The organism is Acidovorax sp. KKS102 (assembly GCF_000302535.1).
In the GTDB taxonomy this organism is placed as follows: domain Bacteria; phylum Pseudomonadota; class Gammaproteobacteria; order Burkholderiales; family Burkholderiaceae_C; genus Acidovorax.
This window is the reverse complement of sequence record NC_018708.1, coordinates 1,154,566-1,169,803: the sequence shown is the minus strand read 5'-3', so window position 1 is coordinate 1,169,803 and position 15,238 is coordinate 1,154,566. Positions and strand designations below refer to the sequence as shown.

The window sequence follows — 15,238 nt, the reverse complement described above, 5'->3', positions numbered from 1 at the left end:
GTGCGCCGCATGGGTTCGTGCCCATGCAAGCAGCCGGGGCGCCAAAACTCCAAGTTCATCGGCCCGATTTCACTCCCACCTTCGGGCAAGTGCCTTGCCGGGCGGTCTGCGGCGGAGCAAAGCTTGCCGATAGCACGGGCTATCGGCAGCGCACCGCGCCTTGCATCCCATCCCGGCAAGGGACTTGTGCGACTCCAAAAAGACTTTGAACAGGCTCTTATGCTGCATCCGCATAAACCTGCATGCCAGCCGCCCACGCCATCGGGTACCCTTGTTTTCGCTTTCCGCCCAGGACTTCCAGGATTTCCGCATGACACAGAACATTTCCGCCGCCGAACAGGCCCTGCGCGACGCTGCGCGCGAATACCACCGCAACCCCACCCGGGGCAAGATTTCGGTCACCCCCACCAAGCCTTTGTCCAACCAGCGCGACCTGTCGCTGGCCTACTCGCCGGGTGTGGCCTACCCGTGCCTCGACATCGCTGCCGACCCCTCCAAGGCGTTTGACTTCACCTCGCGCGGCAACCTGGTTGCGGTGATCACCAACGGCACGGCCGTGCTGGGCCTGGGCGACATCGGCCCACTGGCCAGCAAGCCAGTGATGGAAGGCAAGGGCTGCCTGTTCAAGAAGTTTGCCGGTGTCGATGTGTTCGACATCGAACTGGCCGAGCGCGACCCCGACAAGCTCATCGAGATCATCGCGGCGCTGGAGCCCACGCTGGGCGGCATCAACCTCGAAGACATCAAGGCGCCCGAGTGCTTCTACATCGAGCGCGAACTCAGCAAGCGCATGAACATCCCGGTGTTCCATGACGACCAGCACGGCACGGCCATCATCAGCAGCGCAGCGCTGCTCAACGGCCTGGAGCTGGTGGGCAAGCAGATCGACCAGGTCAAGATTGCCGTGTCGGGCGCGGGCGCTGCCGCCATTGCCTGCCTGAACGTGATGGTGGGCCTGGGCGTGAAGGTCGAGAACATTTTTGTGTGCGACTCCAAGGGCGTGATCTACGAAGGCCGCCCCGGCGGCTACGACGAATCGAAAGCGGCCTACGCGCAAAAGACCGACGCCCGCACGCTGGCCGATGCGGTCAACGGCGCCGACGTGTTCCTGGGCTGCTCGGCCCCCGGCGTGCTCACGGCCGAGATGGTCAAGACCATGGCGCCGAAGCCCATCATCCTGGCCCTGGCGAACCCCGAGCCCGAAATCCGCCCCGAACTGGCCAAGGCCATTCGCCCTGACTGCATCATCGCCACGGGCCGCTCAGACTACCCGAACCAGGTCAACAACGTGCTGTGCTTCCCGTACATCTTCCGCGGCGCGCTGGACTGCGGCGCCACCAAGATCACCGAGGCCATGAAGCTGGCCTGCGTGCGCCAGATCGCCGACCTGGCCAAGGCCGACATCAGCGAAGAAGTGGCCAGCGCCTATGCGGGCAAAGAGCTGACCTTCGGCCCCGACTACCTGATCCCCACACCCTTCGACTCGCGCCTGATCCTCAAGATCGCGCCCGCCGTGGCCAAGGCCGCCGCCGAATCCGGCGTGGCCACGCGCCCCATCGAAGACATGGAGGCCTACAAGGAAACGCTGTCGCGCTTTGTTTACCAGACCGGCATGCTGATGCGCCCCGTGATCAACGCGGCCAAGGCCCTGCCCGATGCGCAAAAGCGCGTGGCCTACGCCGACGGTGAAGACGAGCGCGCCCTGCGCGCCGCGCAGATGGCGATTGACGACAAGATAGCCCACCCCATCCTCATCGGCCGCCCCGCCGTGATTGCCGCGCGCATTGCCAAGGCCGGCCTGCGCATGCAGCTGGGCAAGGACGTAGAGGTGTGCAACCCTGAGGACGACCCGCGCTTCCGCCAGTACTGGGAGCACTACCACCAGCTGATGAAGCGCAACGGTGCCTCGCCCGAAGTGGCCAAGGCTGCTGTGCGCCGGTCCAACACCATCATCGCCTCGCTGATGGTGAAGCTGGGTGATGCCGACGCCATGATCTGCGGCCTGGTGGGCACGTACGAGACGCACCTGGAGCGTATCCACAGCATCATCGGCCGCCAGGAAGGCGCCAACAACTACGCCGCGCTGAACGCGCTGATGACCAACCGGGGCACGCTGTTCATTGCCGACACCTACGTGAACGAAGACCCCACGGCCCAGCAGCTGGCGGACATCGCCTGGATGTCGGTGCAGGAGGTGCAGCGCTTTGGCATCCCGCCCAAGGTCGCCTTCCTGTCGCACTCCAGCTATGGCTCGTCCAAGCGCGCATCGGCCCGCAAGATGCGCGAGGCACGCGACCTGTTCGTGGCCGCCCACCCCGAGATCGAGTGCGACGGCGAGCTGCACGGCGATGCCGCGCTGGAGCCGAACATCCGCAACGCCTACATGGCGGACTCGACCCTGACGGACTCGGCCAACCTGCTGATCTGCCCCAACCTGGATGCCGCCAACATCCTCTACAACGTGCTCAAGACCACCACCAGCGGTGGCGTCACGGTGGGCCCCATCCTGATGGGCGCCGCTGCCACGGCCTACATCCTGACCCCGGCCGCCACCGTGCGCCGCGTGCTCAACATGACGGCCCTGGCCGTGGCCAGCGCTGCCACCCGGCCACGCTGAAAGTGCCGTGCCGACCTTGCGCTGGCCGGCCTGCACACCGAGTCAACGGGGCCCCTGGGCCCCGTTTTTTTTTGCGTGCGACAACCCCTTGCACCGCACTCGCACCATTTCGGGAAACCCAGCATGCTGGCATGCACCACTTCGGTGAACAATGGGGCACGGCAAAACACCCGCATCCGCAAACCGGGCATCGTTTTTGCTGACTGCAGGTGCATGGCCCCTGGATGGGGCCAACACCTTCCCTCACCGCATTTCCCCTTGCCCGACAGGAGCCCCGAATGAAAAAAAGACTGTTCATGCAAACCGCCGCCGCCCTGGCCCTGATCGGCAGCGCATCGCTGGCCCAGGCACAGGCCACCACGCCCATCAAGTTCCAGCTGGACTGGCGTTTTGAAGGCCCTGCGGCGCTGTTCCTGCAACCCGTGGCCAAGGGCTACTTCAAGGCCGCAGGCCTGGACGTGACGGTGGATGCAGGCAACGGCTCTGGCGGCGCGGTGCAGCGCGTGGCATCGGGCACGTACGACATGGGTTTTGCCGACTTGGCCGCCGTGATGGAGTTCCACGCCAACAACCCCGACGCGCAGAACAAGCCCGTGGCGGTGATGGTGGTCTACAACAACACGCCCGCCTCGGTCATGGCGCTGAAAAAAAGCGGCATCACCAAGCCCGCCGACCTGGCCGGCAAGAAGCTGGGCGCCCCCGTGTTTGACGCAGGCCGCCGCGCGTTCCCCATCTTCCAGAAGGCCAACGGCATCGGCGCCGTGACCTGGACCGCCATGGACCCGCCACTGCGCGAAACCATGCTGGTGCGCGGTGACGTGGACGCCATCACCGGCTTCACCTTCACCTCGCTGCTCAACCTGGAAGCCCGTGGCGCCAAGGCTGCCGACGTGGTGGTGCTGCCCTATGCCGACTTTGGCGTGAAGCTGTACGGCAACGTGATCATCGCCAGCCCCAAGCTCATCAAGGAGAACCCGGGCGCCATCAAGGCGTTCCTGTCGGCCTTCACCAAGGGCGCCAAGGAAGTCATTGCCAACCCCGCTGCGTCCATCGAATACGTGAAGGCGCGCGACGGCATCGTGAACGTGCCGCTCGAAACCCGCCGCCTGCAGCTGGCCATCGACACCGTGATCAACAGCCCCGACGCGCGCGCCGAGGGCTTTGGTCAGCTCAAGCCCGGCCGCCTCTCGCTGATGGCGTCGCAGGTGTCCGATGCGTTCAACACCAAGACCCGCGTGAACGCTGACGATGTGTGGAACGCCAGCTTCTTGCCCAGCGCTGCCGAGCTGAACATCCTGCCCAAGAAGTAATTACTATTAATTTGATAGCTGCAAGCGCATGATTGAATGGCGCTTGCGGCCATTCTGAGCATAAAAACCTCCATGCAGGCTGCTGACAACTATTTTGTGGACTTCCGGGACGTCTGGCTCGCCTACAACGACGAGCTGCGCGCCAAGAACCAGTTTGCGGTCGAAGCCATCGACCTGCAGGTGCGGCGCGGCGAGTTCATCGCCATCGTCGGCCCCTCGGGCTGTGGCAAGTCCACCTTCATGAAGCTGGCCACGGGGCTGAAGATGCCGTCGATGGGCAAGATCCTCATCGACGGGCAGCCGGTGACGGGGCCGCTCAAGGTGTCGGGCATGGCCTTCCAGGCACCCTCGCTGCTGCCCTGGCGCACCACGGTGGACAACGTGCTGCTGCCGCTCGAAATCGTCGAGCCCTACCGCAGCCACTTCAAGCAAAAGCGCAAGGAGTACGAAGAACGCGCCCGCAAGCTGCTGCAGAAGGTGGGCCTCGCGGGCTATGAAGACAAATTCCCCTGGCAGTTGTCGGGCGGCATGCAGCAGCGCGCCAGCATCTGCCGCGCGCTGATCCACGAGCCCAAGATGCTGCTGCTGGACGAGCCGTTCGGCGCGCTCGACGCTTTCACCCGCGAGGAGCTGTGGTGCATCCTTCGCGACCTGTGGACCGAGCAGCAGTTCAACGTGATCCTGGTCACGCACGACCTGCGCGAATCGGTCTTCCTGGCCGACACGGTCTATGTGATGAGCAAGAGCCCCGGCCGGTTTGTGGTGCGCAAGGAGATCGAGCTGCCCCGCCCGCGCGACCTGGAAGTGACCTACACCAAGGAGTTCACCGACATCGTGCACGAGCTGCGCGGCCACATCGGTGCACTGCGAAAAGCGGGCGCGCCCATCCAGCAATAAGAACAAAGAAAGCGCCTCATCCCCATGCACAAGAAAACCGTGGAGCGCTGGTCCCCCTGGATCCTGCTCGTCGCCACCATCATGCTGTGGCAAATCATCTGCTCGGCCTTCAGCATCCCTGAGTACCTGTTCCCCAGCCCCTGGGCCATCGGCGTGCAGCTGGTGGAGTTCAGCGGCGTCATCGCAGGCCATGCCTGGCGCACTTTCTGGGTCACCATGGCGGGCTTCGGCATCGCCATCGTCGTGGGTGTGCTGCTGGGCTTTGTGATCGGCAGCTCGCGCATCGCCTATGCCGCCGTGTACCCGCTGATGACGGCCTTCAACGCGCTGCCCAAGGCCGCCTTCGTGCCCATCCTGGTGGTTTGGTTCGGCATCGGCGTGGGCCCTGCCATCCTCACCGCGTTTCTCATCAGCTTCTTCCCCATCATGGTCAACATCGCCACGGGCCTGGCTACGCTGGAGCCCGAGCTGGAAGACGTGCTGCGCGTGCTGGGCGCCAAGCGCTGGGACGTGCTGACCAAGGTGGGCCTGCCCCGCTCCATGCCGTACTTCTACGGCTCGCTCAAGGTGGCCATCACGCTGGCCTTTGTGGGCACCACCGTGTCGGAAATGACCGCGGCCAACGAAGGCATCGGCTACCTGCTGATCAGCGCAGGCTCGTCCATGCAGATGGGCCTGGCCTTTGCGGGCCTGATGGTCGTGGGCGCCATGGCCATGGTGATGTACGAGCTGTTCAGCTGGATCGAAAAACGCACCACGGGCTGGGCGCACCGGGGTTCTCAAGGTGAATAACCCGACGGCGTTGAGCGAAGCCCAGGTAGCCACGCTGCTGCGCCGCGCCAACGCCGTAGCCCAGCGCGCCAAGGACATGGGCCGCCACCCCTTCGGCGCGCTGCTCGTCGCGCCCGATGGCGAGACGGTGCTGGCCGAGCAGGGCAACATCGACACGGTGAACCACGCCGAGAGCACGCTGGCGCGCACGGCGGCTGCCAACTACCCCGGCGCCTATCTGGCCCAGTGCACGCTGGTCACCACCTGAGAACGTGTTCGCCATCTCCCAGGGGTCGCGTTGGAGCGCAATCGGGATGAGTGGATGCCCTGGTTGCTTGCATGGGCTCGTGCCCATGTAAGCAACCGGGGCGTTCAATCGCCCGATTTCGCTCCAACCCTTCGGGCAGTGGTCTTTGCGGGTGGCCTGCGGCGTTGCGGCGCTTGCAAATAGCCGAGCTATTGGCAGCGCACCGCGCCTTGCATCCCATCCCGCAAAGACCGCTGCGCGACCCCTGGGAGATGGTGAACACGTTCTTGGACCCCTGCGCCATGTGCGCTGGCACCATCTACTGGGCGGGCATCGGCCGCGTGCTGTATGGCGTCGAAGAAGCCGCCCTGCTCGCCCTGACGGGCGACCACCCCGAGAACCCCACGCTGTCCCTGCCTTGCCGCACGGTGTTTGCCAGCGGCCAGCGCCCCACCGAGGTGCTGGGCCCGGTGCCCGCACTGCAGGACGAGATCACCGCCCTGCACCGCGACTTCTGGCAGTAGTGGGCTCTGGCGCTTGTACATCAAGCGCAAGCAGCTCCTCTTTCAGGAGCAAAAGACACCACCAACGGGTGCCCCGGCACCCTGCCGCTATACTGCCCGCCCCGTTTGGACGACAGCAGGATCACACCGCATGCGCTTGACCATTTCTTTGCGCCTTCTGGCCCTTGGGGCCGCAGCAGGTCTGGCCGCATGCGGCGGCACGGTACCGACCCAGCCAGCGGCGGGCGACGCCACACCGGTCGCAGCGACCCCATCCACCACGCCCCCCATCCGCATCGGCATTGCCTTGGGCGGTGGCGCGGCCAAGGGCTTTGCGCACATTGGCGTGATCAAGATGCTGGAGGCCAATGGCCTGGCACCCGCCGTGGTCTCGGGCACCAGCGCAGGCAGCGTGGTCGGCGCGCTGTACGCCAGCGGCATGAATGCCTTCGAGATGCAGGAAAAAGCCGTGGCGCTGGACGAAGCCAAGATCCGCGACCTGCAGTTGTCGTCCGGCGGGCTGGTGCTGGGGCAGAAGCTGGAAGACTATGTGAACGAGCAGGTGCGCCGCAAACCGCTGGAGCAGATGGCCAAGCCCTTTGTCGTCGTCGCCACCCGACTGGAGGACGGTGAGCGCACTGTGTTTGCACGCGGCAACACCGGTCAGGCCGTGCGCGCATCAAGCAGCGTGCCGGGCGTGTTCCAGCCCGTCACCATCGGCAAGTACCACTTTGTGGATGGCGGCATCGTGAGCCCCGTGCCGGTGGATGCCGCACGCCAGCTGGGTGCCGACATCGTGATTGCCGTGGACATCTCCAACAAGGCCCGGGGCCAGACGCCCGGCAATATGCTGGGCGCGCTGAACCAGTCGATTGCCATCATGGGCCAGAAGCTGGGCCAGGCAGAGCTGGCGCGGGCCGATGTGATCGTCCGCCCGCAGGTGCTGGACATCGGCGCCGCCGACTTCAGCCAGCGCGCCAATGCCATCGTGGAAGGCGAAAAGGCCGCGCTGGCCGTGATGCCGCAAATCCGCGAGCGCGTGGCCCAGCTGCAGACCGAACGCGCCAAGGCGGCGGCGCAGGCCCAGCAGAAGGCGGCCGAGGCGCAGCACCAGGCCTGCCTGGACAACCGCAGCCGGCTGCAGAAGCTGGCGGGCCTGGCCAAGCTGGACGACTCCTGCCCGGCGCCTAAGTAGAGCAGCCAACAAACCCTTCCGGCACAGCGCCCTTCGGGTAAAGTCCATTGCGCCCAACGCCTGCCCGCACCACCCGGCAACGCGTTCACGCTCCACACTGCCCGCCCCACCAATTCCATGTCTTCGCCGTTCTCCGCCGTCAAACCCAGCGCCAAGCTCTCCGACCAGGTGGCCAGTGCGCTGGAGGCCGAGATTCGCGCGGGCCGCATCCAGGCTGCGCAGAAGCTGCCTACCGAGGCCGTGCTGGCGCAGCAATTCCAGGTCAGCCGCACGGTGGTGCGTGAGGCCATCTCGCGCCTCAAGTCGCTGGGGCTGGTGGACTCACGGCAGGGCAGCGGCGTGTATGTGCTGGCGCCCGGCATCGAGCCGTTGCAGTTTGATGTGCCCCTTGCGGCATCGCGCGAAGCGGTGATGCAGATCGTGGAAGTGCGCCGTGCGCTCGAAGCCGAGGTGGCCGAGCTGGCGGCCCTGCGCCGCACCGATGACGACATGGCCGCCATCCGCGCCGCCATGCAGCACATTGCCGACGCCGTGCGCGCAGGCCGCGATGGGGTGGAGGAAGACGTGCTGTTCCACCGCGCGATTGCCCAGGCAGCGGACAACCCGTTCATGATCAGCACGCTGGACTACCTGGCCCAGTTCCTCAAAGGCGCCACGCGTGTGACACGCGCCAACGAGGCGCGGCGCACCGACTTTGCCGATGCGGTGACCCACGAGCACACCCACATCGTGCGCGCCATCGAGGCGGGCGACCCGGTGGCCGCACGGGCCGCTGCGGCGCAGCACATGAAAAACGCACTGGCCCGCATCGAGCAGGCCGACCTGTCGTTCTGGGCCCAGGACGGCGCGCGGCTGGCCCAGCCGCTGGTGGCGGCATCTACACCACTGGTGTTCTGAGCTGCATCGCTGAGATGCCTGCGCAACGGGCTTGAACGCGTCTGCGTTAGCGGCGTAGCTCGCAGCCGTGTGAGGCTTGTGGCGTGGCGGCGGCGGGGCTTGCGCCCCGGCCACATGGTTGATTTGCTACTTATTTGGTAGCTACTCAGGCATATTGCACTAGCGCTTGAGCACTAAAACGCCTCAAAAGTGCGTCACCCGCCCTCTCCACGCACGGGCACACGCGGGTTAACCCGTAGGAGTACAGATCGCAATAATTTGTATGATAACCATATAAACACACCAAACCGGTTGTACTCAACCTCCCTCACCAGGCCGTTTTCAGCGGCCTCCATCTGGGCCTGCCCCCTTCCATCCCGGAGATACCCCGTTCATGTCCACCCTCGCACTTCTAGGCATCGGCGCCGGCAGCATTGGCCTGCTCCTGTTGCTCATCATCCGCTGGCAGGTCCACGCTTTCGTGGCGATGATGCTGGTGAGCTTTCTGGTGGCGTTTGCCACGGGCATGCCCATCGGCGACATCATCAGCACGCTGATTGCGGGCATGGGCGGCACACTAGGGTCGGTGGCCATCCTGGTGGCGCTGGGTTCCATGCTGGGGCGCATGATCGAGGTCTCGGGCGGTGCGGCCAGCCTGGCCAACCGCTTCACACAGCTGCTGGGGCCTACACGGGTGCCCATGGCCCTCACGGCTGCAGCGCTGGTGCTGGCGATCCCGGTGTTTTTTGACGTGGGCTTCATCATCCTCGTGCCCATCGTCTACGGCTTTTGCAAGGCGGCGGGCGTGAACCCCATCAAGTTCGGCCTGCCCGTAGCGGGCATCATGCTGGCTGCGCACGTGGTGGTGCCACCGCACCCCGGCATCGTGGGCGGGGCAGCTATCGTCAAGGGCGACATTGGCTGGATCACCATCATTGGCCTGGCCATCTGCATCCCGCTGGCGGCGTTGTCTCAGGTCGTGGCGGGCTGGCTCAATCGCAAGGGCTACCCCATGCTGCCCACCACGGCTGAGCAGTTTGCCGCCTTTGGCAACAGCGAAGACAGCAAGACCAGCAAAGCAAGCGCCGCGCCTAGCGTCGGCACCATCATGGCGCTGATCATCATCCCCCTGGCCCTCATCATGGCGGGCACCACCGGCGCCACACTGCTGCCCAAGGGCGACAGCCTGCGCAATGTGCTGGGCTTCATCGGCTCGCCCATCTTTGCACTGATGGTGGCCGTGGGTCTGGCCATGTTTCTGCTGGGCCGCAACCAGGGCTGGAACCGTGAGCGCACCAACGCCATCATGGAATCTGCCCTGCCCCCTGCTGCCACCGTGATCCTGGTGACGGGCGCTGGCGGTGTGTTTGCCAAGGTGCTCACGGCCAGCGGCATTGGCACGGCGCTGTCGCAAAGCCTCACCGCTACCCATCTGCCGCTCATCCTGCTGGCGTTCATCATCTCGCTGGCCCTGCGCGCCGCCCAAGGCTCGGCCACCGTGGCCATCATCACCACCTGCGGCCTGCTGGCAGACGCCATTGCAGGTGGCGGGTATTCCCCCTTGCAAGTGGCGCTGCTCACGGTTGCCATTGGCTTTGGCAGCCTGGGCCTGTCACACGTCAACGATTCGGGCTTCTGGATCGTGACCCGCTACCTGGGCCTGAGCGTGGGCGATGGCCTGCGCACCTGGACGGTGCTGACCACCGTGCTGGGCATCGCAGGTTTTGCGATGACCGCTTTGCTCTGGGTACTGGTGGCCTAAGTGCCCTATTTGAATTTCTTTGAAGGACTGACAACATGACAAAACCCACCGTCGGCATCATCGGCCTGGGCGCCATGGGCGCTGGTATTGCCAAGACACTGCGCAACAACGGTTTCACCATCCACGTGTGCGACGTGCGCCCCGGCGTGGCCGATGCCTTTGTGGCAGACGGTGGCACAGCCCATGCCACCACGGCTGCGCTGGCGGCGGTGAGTGATGTAGTGGTGTCGGTGGTGGTCAACGCTGCGCAGACCGAGAGCGTGCTGTTTGGCGACAATGGCCAAAGCGGTGCAGCCAGCACCATGCGCCCCGGCAGCACCTTTGTGATGTGCTCCACGGTAGACCCCAACTGGTCGGTGGCGATGGAAGCGCGCCTGAACGCCCTGGGCCTGCACTATGTGGACGCGCCCATCTCCGGCGGCGCAGCCAAGGCCGCATCGGGGCAGATGACCATGATGACCTCGGCCAAGCCCGAGGCCTATGCCGCTGCGGGCGCTGTGCTCGACGGCATGGCCGGCAAGGTGTACCGCTTGGGTGACAAGGCGGGCGCAGGCAGCAAGGTCAAGATCATCAACCAGCTGCTGGCCGGTGTGCACATTGCCGTGGCCGCTGAAGCCATGGCACTGGGCCTGCGCGAAGGCGTGGAAGCCAGCGCCTTGTATGAAGTGATCACGAACAGCGCGGGCAACAGCTGGATGTTTGAAAACCGCATGGCCCATGTGCTGGCGGGCGACTACACGCCGCTGTCGGCCGTCGATATTTTTGTGAAGGACCTGGGCCTGGTGCTGGACACCGCACGCGCCAGCAAATTCCCGCTGCCGCTGGCCGCCACCGCGCACCAGATGTTCATGCAGGCCTCCACCGCAGGCTTTGCCAAAGAAGATGACAGCGCCGTAATCAAGATCTTCCCGGGCATCACCCTGCCTGAAGGCAAGGAGAAAAAGGCATGACACGCGCACGTGCCCTGCTGGGCTGCATTGCCGACGACTTCACGGGCGCGACCGACCTGGCCAACAACCTGGTGCGCGCAGGCATGCGCGTGGTGCAAGCCATGGGCGTGCCCACGGCAGCTTTGGATACCGAGGCCGATGCCATCGTGGTCGCGCTCAAGTCGCGCACCATTCCCAAGGACGATGCCATCGCCCAGTCGCTTGAGGCGCTGACGTGGCTGCAGGCGCAAGGCGCCGAGCAGATCTACTTCAAGTACTGCTCCACCTTTGACAGCACCGCCGAAGGCAACATCGGCCCCGTGACCGATGCGCTGATGCAGGCCCTTGGCACCGACTTCACCATCGCCACGCCCGCCTTCCCCGACAACAAGCGCACCGTGTTCAAGGGCTACCTGTTTGTGGGTGACGTGTTGCTGAACGAGAGCGGCATGCAGAACCACCCGCTCACACCCATGACCGACCCGAACCTGGTGCGCGTGCTGCAGGCGCAGACACCCAGCCGCGTTGGCCTGATCGACCACAGTGTGGTCGCGCAGGGCGAGGCCGCCATCCGCGCGTGCATCGACCAACTGAAGGCCGAAGGCGTGCGCATGGCCGTGGTGGATGCGGTGTCCAACGCCGACCTGCTGCGTCTGGGCCCTGCCCTCAAGGGCATGCCGCTGGTCACTGCGGGCTCGGGCGTGGCCATTGGCTTGCCAGGCAACTTTGGCGTGACTCCCAGCAACGAAGCCGCACGCCTGCCCGCTGCACAAGGGCTGCAGGCCATCGTGTCGGGCAGTTGCTCGGTAGCCACCAACCAGCAGGTCATGGACTTCATCAAGGCAGGCAAGCCTGCTCTCGCCATCGACCCGCTGCGCATTGCCGCAGGCGTGGACGTGACCGCCGAAGCGTTGGCATGGGCTGAGGGCCACATCGGCCAAGGCCCGGTCCTGGTGTATTCCACCGCCGAACCCTCGGCTGTGCGCGCCATTCAAGGCAAGCTGGGCTCCGAGAAAGCCGGTGCCATGGTGGAGGAAACCATTGCCGCCATTGCACGCGGCCTGGTGCAGCGCGGTGTGCGCCAGCTCATCGTGGCGGGTGGCGAAACCTCGGGAGCCTGTGTGCAGGCACTGGGCATCACGCAGATGCGCATTGGCGCGCAGATTGACCCCGGCGTGCCGTGGTGCCATGCCGTGGCCCCCGATGCGAAGGACGGGCTGCACATCACGCTGAAGTCGGGCAATTTCGGCAGCACCGACTTCTTCACCAAGGCTTTTGCACAATTGTTGGCATGACCTCTACCCCCGCCTTCATGGATGAGCGCCAAGCCCGCGACGAAATCTGCCGCGTGGGCCGCAGCCTGTTTGAGCGGGGCTATGTGCATGCCACCGCCGGCAACATCAGCGTGCGCCTGGCCGATGGCTACCTCATCACCCCCACCGATGCCTGCCTGGGCACGCTGCAGCCCGAGCGGCTGGCGCGCCTGGACGCCCAAGGCCAGCAGGTGGCAGGCGACCGGGCCAGCAAGACCATTGCGCTGCACCGGCAGATTTATGAGGCCTCGGCATCGACAGCGGCCCCAGCGCGCTGCGTGATTCACACGCACAGCACACATCTGGTGGCGTGCTCGCTGCAAGCCGACACCGCTGCAGGTGGCCAGCTGGCGCCCGATGCGCAACTGCTGCCGCCCATCACGCCCTACTTCGTCATGAAGGTAGGTCGCGTGCCGCACATCCCGTACCACCGCCCTGGTGATGCAGCAGCGGCCGCACTGGTGGCGCAGACCATCACCCGCTATGCGGCGCAGCGCAGACCGGTGCGCGCCGTGATGCTGGCGCGCTTGGGCCCCAACGTGTGGCACGACACGCCTGCTGCCGCCATGGCCGTGCTGGAAGAGCTGGAAGAAACCGCGCGCCTGTGGATGCTGTGCCAGCCCCGCCCCACACCGCTGACCGAGCCCCAGATTGAAGAGCTGCGCCAGGGCTTTGGTGCCCACTGGTAACAGGTAACGGGCTGGCTGCGCACAAGGCGTGGGGATGAAAGAACACACACAAGGAGACAAACCATGACCCTTTCTTTCTGGCGCAAAGCCTTTGCCCCCATGCTGCTGGGCGTGCTGGCCACAGGCGGCGCATCGGCTGCTGATTACCCCGCCCCCAAGCATGGGGAATGGGTCGTCAAAGACTTCCGCTTCCACACCGGTCAGACCTTGCCCGAACTCAAGCTGGCCTACTCCACGGTGGGCGAGCCCACCGGAGAGCCCGTGCTGGTGCTGCATGGCACCAATGGCTCGGCAGAGAGCATGCTCACGCCAGGCTTTGCAGGCACGCTGTTTGGCCCCGGCCAGCCGCTGGATGCACGCAAGCACTTCATCATCCTGCCGGACGCCATCGGCACCGGCCGCTCCAGCAAGCCGTCGGACGGCCTGCGCGCTGCCTTTCCGGCCTACAACTACGACGACATGGTGCAGGCCCAGTACCGCCTGCTGACCGAACACCTGGGCGTGCGCCATGTGCGCGCCATCATCGGCAACTCCATGGGCGGCATGCACACTTGGGTGTGGGCCCAGCGCTACCCCGACTTCATGGACATCGCCGTGCCCATGGCCTCGCTGCCCGCTGCCATGTCGGGCCGCAACTGGATGATGCGCCGCCTGCTGGTCGATGCCATCCGCAACGACCCCGAATGGCAAAGCGGCAACTACACCCGCCAGCCCCGCAGCCTGCAGTTTGCGTCGGTGTTCTTTGGCACGGGCACCAACGGCGGTAACCAGGGCCTGCAAAAGCAGGCCCCTACCCGCGCTGCGGCCGACGCCCTGGTGGAGCAGCGCCTCAAAGCCCCGTTCCGTGGCGATGCCAACGACCACATTTACCAGTGGGAAGCATCGCGCGACTACGACCCCGAGCCCGGGCTGGAGCGCATCACTGCGCACGTGCTGGCCATCAACTCGGCAGACGATGAGCGCAACCCACCCGAACTGGGCGTGCTGGACAAAGCCATCGCCCGCATCCCTCACGCCCAGGCCTACGTGATCCCCGCCAGCGCCGACACCCTCGGCCACAGCACGGTGGGCCTGGCGCGCTTTTACCAAGACCGGCTGGCGCAGGTGCTCACCAACGCGCCGCGCCGCTGATCCTTATTTTTCAGGAATCCTCTGTATGCCCCGCTTTGCCGCCAACCTGTCCATGCTCTACAACGACGTGGACTTTCTCGACCGCTTTGCCGCCGCTGCCCGCGATGGATTCAAGGCGGTGGAGTACCTCTTCCCCTACGCCTACCCGGCGCAAGAACTGGCCACGCGGCTGCAAGCCAACGGCCTGCAGCAGGTGCTGTTCAACGCGCCACCCGGCAACTGGGACGCGGGCGAACGGGGGCTGGCCTGCCTGCCCGGGCGTGAGGCCGAGTTCCGCGAAGGCATTGCCAAAGCGGTGGAATACGCCAAAGCCCTGCAATGCCCCCGCATCCACGTGATGGCCGGGCTGGTGCCCCAGGGTGCAGACGCCGCCACCGTGCGCGCCACCTACATCGCCAACGTGCGCTACGCCGCCGAGGAGGCCGCGCCGCACGGCATCCACATCCTGCTGGAGCCCATCAACGGCCGCGACATGCCTGGCTTCTTCCTGAGCCGCCAGGACCAGGCCCACGCGCTGATCGCCGAGATCGGCGCCACCAACGTGAAGGTGCAGATGGACCTGTACCACTGCCAGATCGTGGAAGGCGACCTGGCGATGAAGGTGCGCCAGTACCTGCCCACCGGCAACGTCGGCCACTTCCAGATTGCCGGTGTGCCCGAGCGCCACGAGCCCGATGTGGGCGAGATCAACCACACCTACCTGTTCAAGCTGCTGGACAGCCTGGGCTACGACGGCTGGATTGGCTGCGAATACCGCCCTGCGCGTGGCGCTGCCGCCCACGCCACCAGCGACGGGCTGGGCTGGCTCAAGCCCTGGCTGTAAAGACCTACCCCGCACCACAGTTGCCGCGGTACGCCAGACGCTGGTGCAGCGCGCACCATGGTGTGGCGCGCAAGGGTGTTCGGGTATAGCCCACACGATGGGATCGCATGGCACAGATCCTGCAAATACATCGACGCCAAGAGTAGAAGCGTTCAGCGGCCACCGCCCGGAAATT

General features: G+C 65.5%; 12 protein-coding genes and 2 pseudogenes. All 14 read left to right on the top strand.

The features are described from left to right. Nucleotides 1-310 precede the first annotated feature (310 nt). A complete protein-coding gene (locus C380_RS05310; RefSeq protein ID WP_015012861.1) occupies nt 311-2,617 on the top strand; it encodes an NADP-dependent malic enzyme in 2,307 nt (768 codons plus the stop codon). Nucleotides 2,618-2,895: 278 nt separating this feature from the next. Then, complete coding sequence (locus C380_RS05305) at nt 2,896-3,927, top strand: ABC transporter substrate-binding protein (RefSeq protein WP_015012860.1); 1,032 nt, start codon at nt 2,896-2,898, stop codon at nt 3,925-3,927. 72 nt (nt 3,928-3,999) lie between these two features. Further along, a complete protein-coding gene (locus C380_RS05300) occupies nt 4,000-4,824 on the top strand; it encodes an ABC transporter ATP-binding protein (protein ID WP_043566088.1) in 825 nt (274 codons plus the stop codon). Nucleotides 4,825-4,848: 24 nt separating this feature from the next. Further along, on the top strand, nt 4,849-5,616 hold the full coding sequence (locus tag C380_RS05295; protein WP_015012858.1) for an ABC transporter permease: 768 nt from the start codon (nt 4,849-4,851) through the stop codon (nt 5,614-5,616). 10 nt (nt 5,617-5,626) lie between these two features. Further along, a pseudogene (locus tag C380_RS05290) lies at nt 5,627-5,860 on the top strand (nucleoside deaminase); the annotation flags it as partial. Between the two features lie 269 nt (nt 5,861-6,129). Then, nucleotides 6,130-6,366 (top strand): annotated as a pseudogene (locus C380_RS25780) (nucleoside deaminase); the annotation flags it as partial. 130 nt (nt 6,367-6,496) lie between these two features. Then, nucleotides 6,497-7,540 carry a patatin-like phospholipase family protein gene (locus C380_RS05280; protein WP_015012855.1) on the top strand — a complete coding sequence of 348 codons (1,044 nt, stop codon included), beginning with the start codon at nt 6,497-6,499 and terminating at the stop codon, nt 7,538-7,540. 117 nt (nt 7,541-7,657) lie between these two features. After that, nucleotides 7,658-8,437, top strand: a complete 780-nt coding sequence (locus tag C380_RS05275) for a FadR/GntR family transcriptional regulator (protein WP_015012854.1) — start codon at nt 7,658-7,660, stop codon at nt 8,435-8,437. Nucleotides 8,438-8,810: 373 nt separating this feature from the next. Further along, on the top strand, nt 8,811-10,178 hold the full coding sequence (locus tag C380_RS05270; RefSeq protein ID WP_015012853.1) for a GntP family transporter: 1,368 nt from the start codon (nt 8,811-8,813) through the stop codon (nt 10,176-10,178). 35 nt (nt 10,179-10,213) lie between these two features. Then, nucleotides 10,214-11,128 (top strand): L-threonate dehydrogenase, encoded by a 915-nt coding sequence (gene ltnD / locus C380_RS05265; protein ID WP_015012852.1) that lies wholly within the window; start codon nt 10,214-10,216, stop codon nt 11,126-11,128. Beyond that, nucleotides 11,125-12,402 (top strand): 3-oxo-tetronate kinase, encoded by a 1,278-nt coding sequence (gene otnK / locus C380_RS05260; protein ID WP_015012851.1) that lies wholly within the window; start codon nt 11,125-11,127, stop codon nt 12,400-12,402. The genes ltnD and otnK overlap by 4 nt, the downstream gene beginning before the upstream one ends. Before the next feature lie 17 nt (nt 12,403-12,419). Further along, nucleotides 12,420-13,109 (top strand): aldolase, encoded by a 690-nt coding sequence (locus C380_RS05255; RefSeq protein WP_043566085.1) that lies wholly within the window; start codon nt 12,420-12,422, stop codon nt 13,107-13,109. Nucleotides 13,110-13,172: 63 nt separating this feature from the next. Beyond that, nucleotides 13,173-14,240: an alpha/beta fold hydrolase gene (locus C380_RS05250; protein ID WP_015012849.1), complete on the top strand. Its 1,068-nt coding sequence runs from the start codon at nt 13,173-13,175 to the stop codon at nt 14,238-14,240. Nucleotides 14,241-14,265: 25 nt separating this feature from the next. Next, nucleotides 14,266-15,063: a 2-oxo-tetronate isomerase gene (gene otnI / locus C380_RS05245; RefSeq protein WP_015012848.1), complete on the top strand. Its 798-nt coding sequence runs from the start codon at nt 14,266-14,268 to the stop codon at nt 15,061-15,063. Nucleotides 15,064-15,238 lie beyond the last annotated feature (175 nt).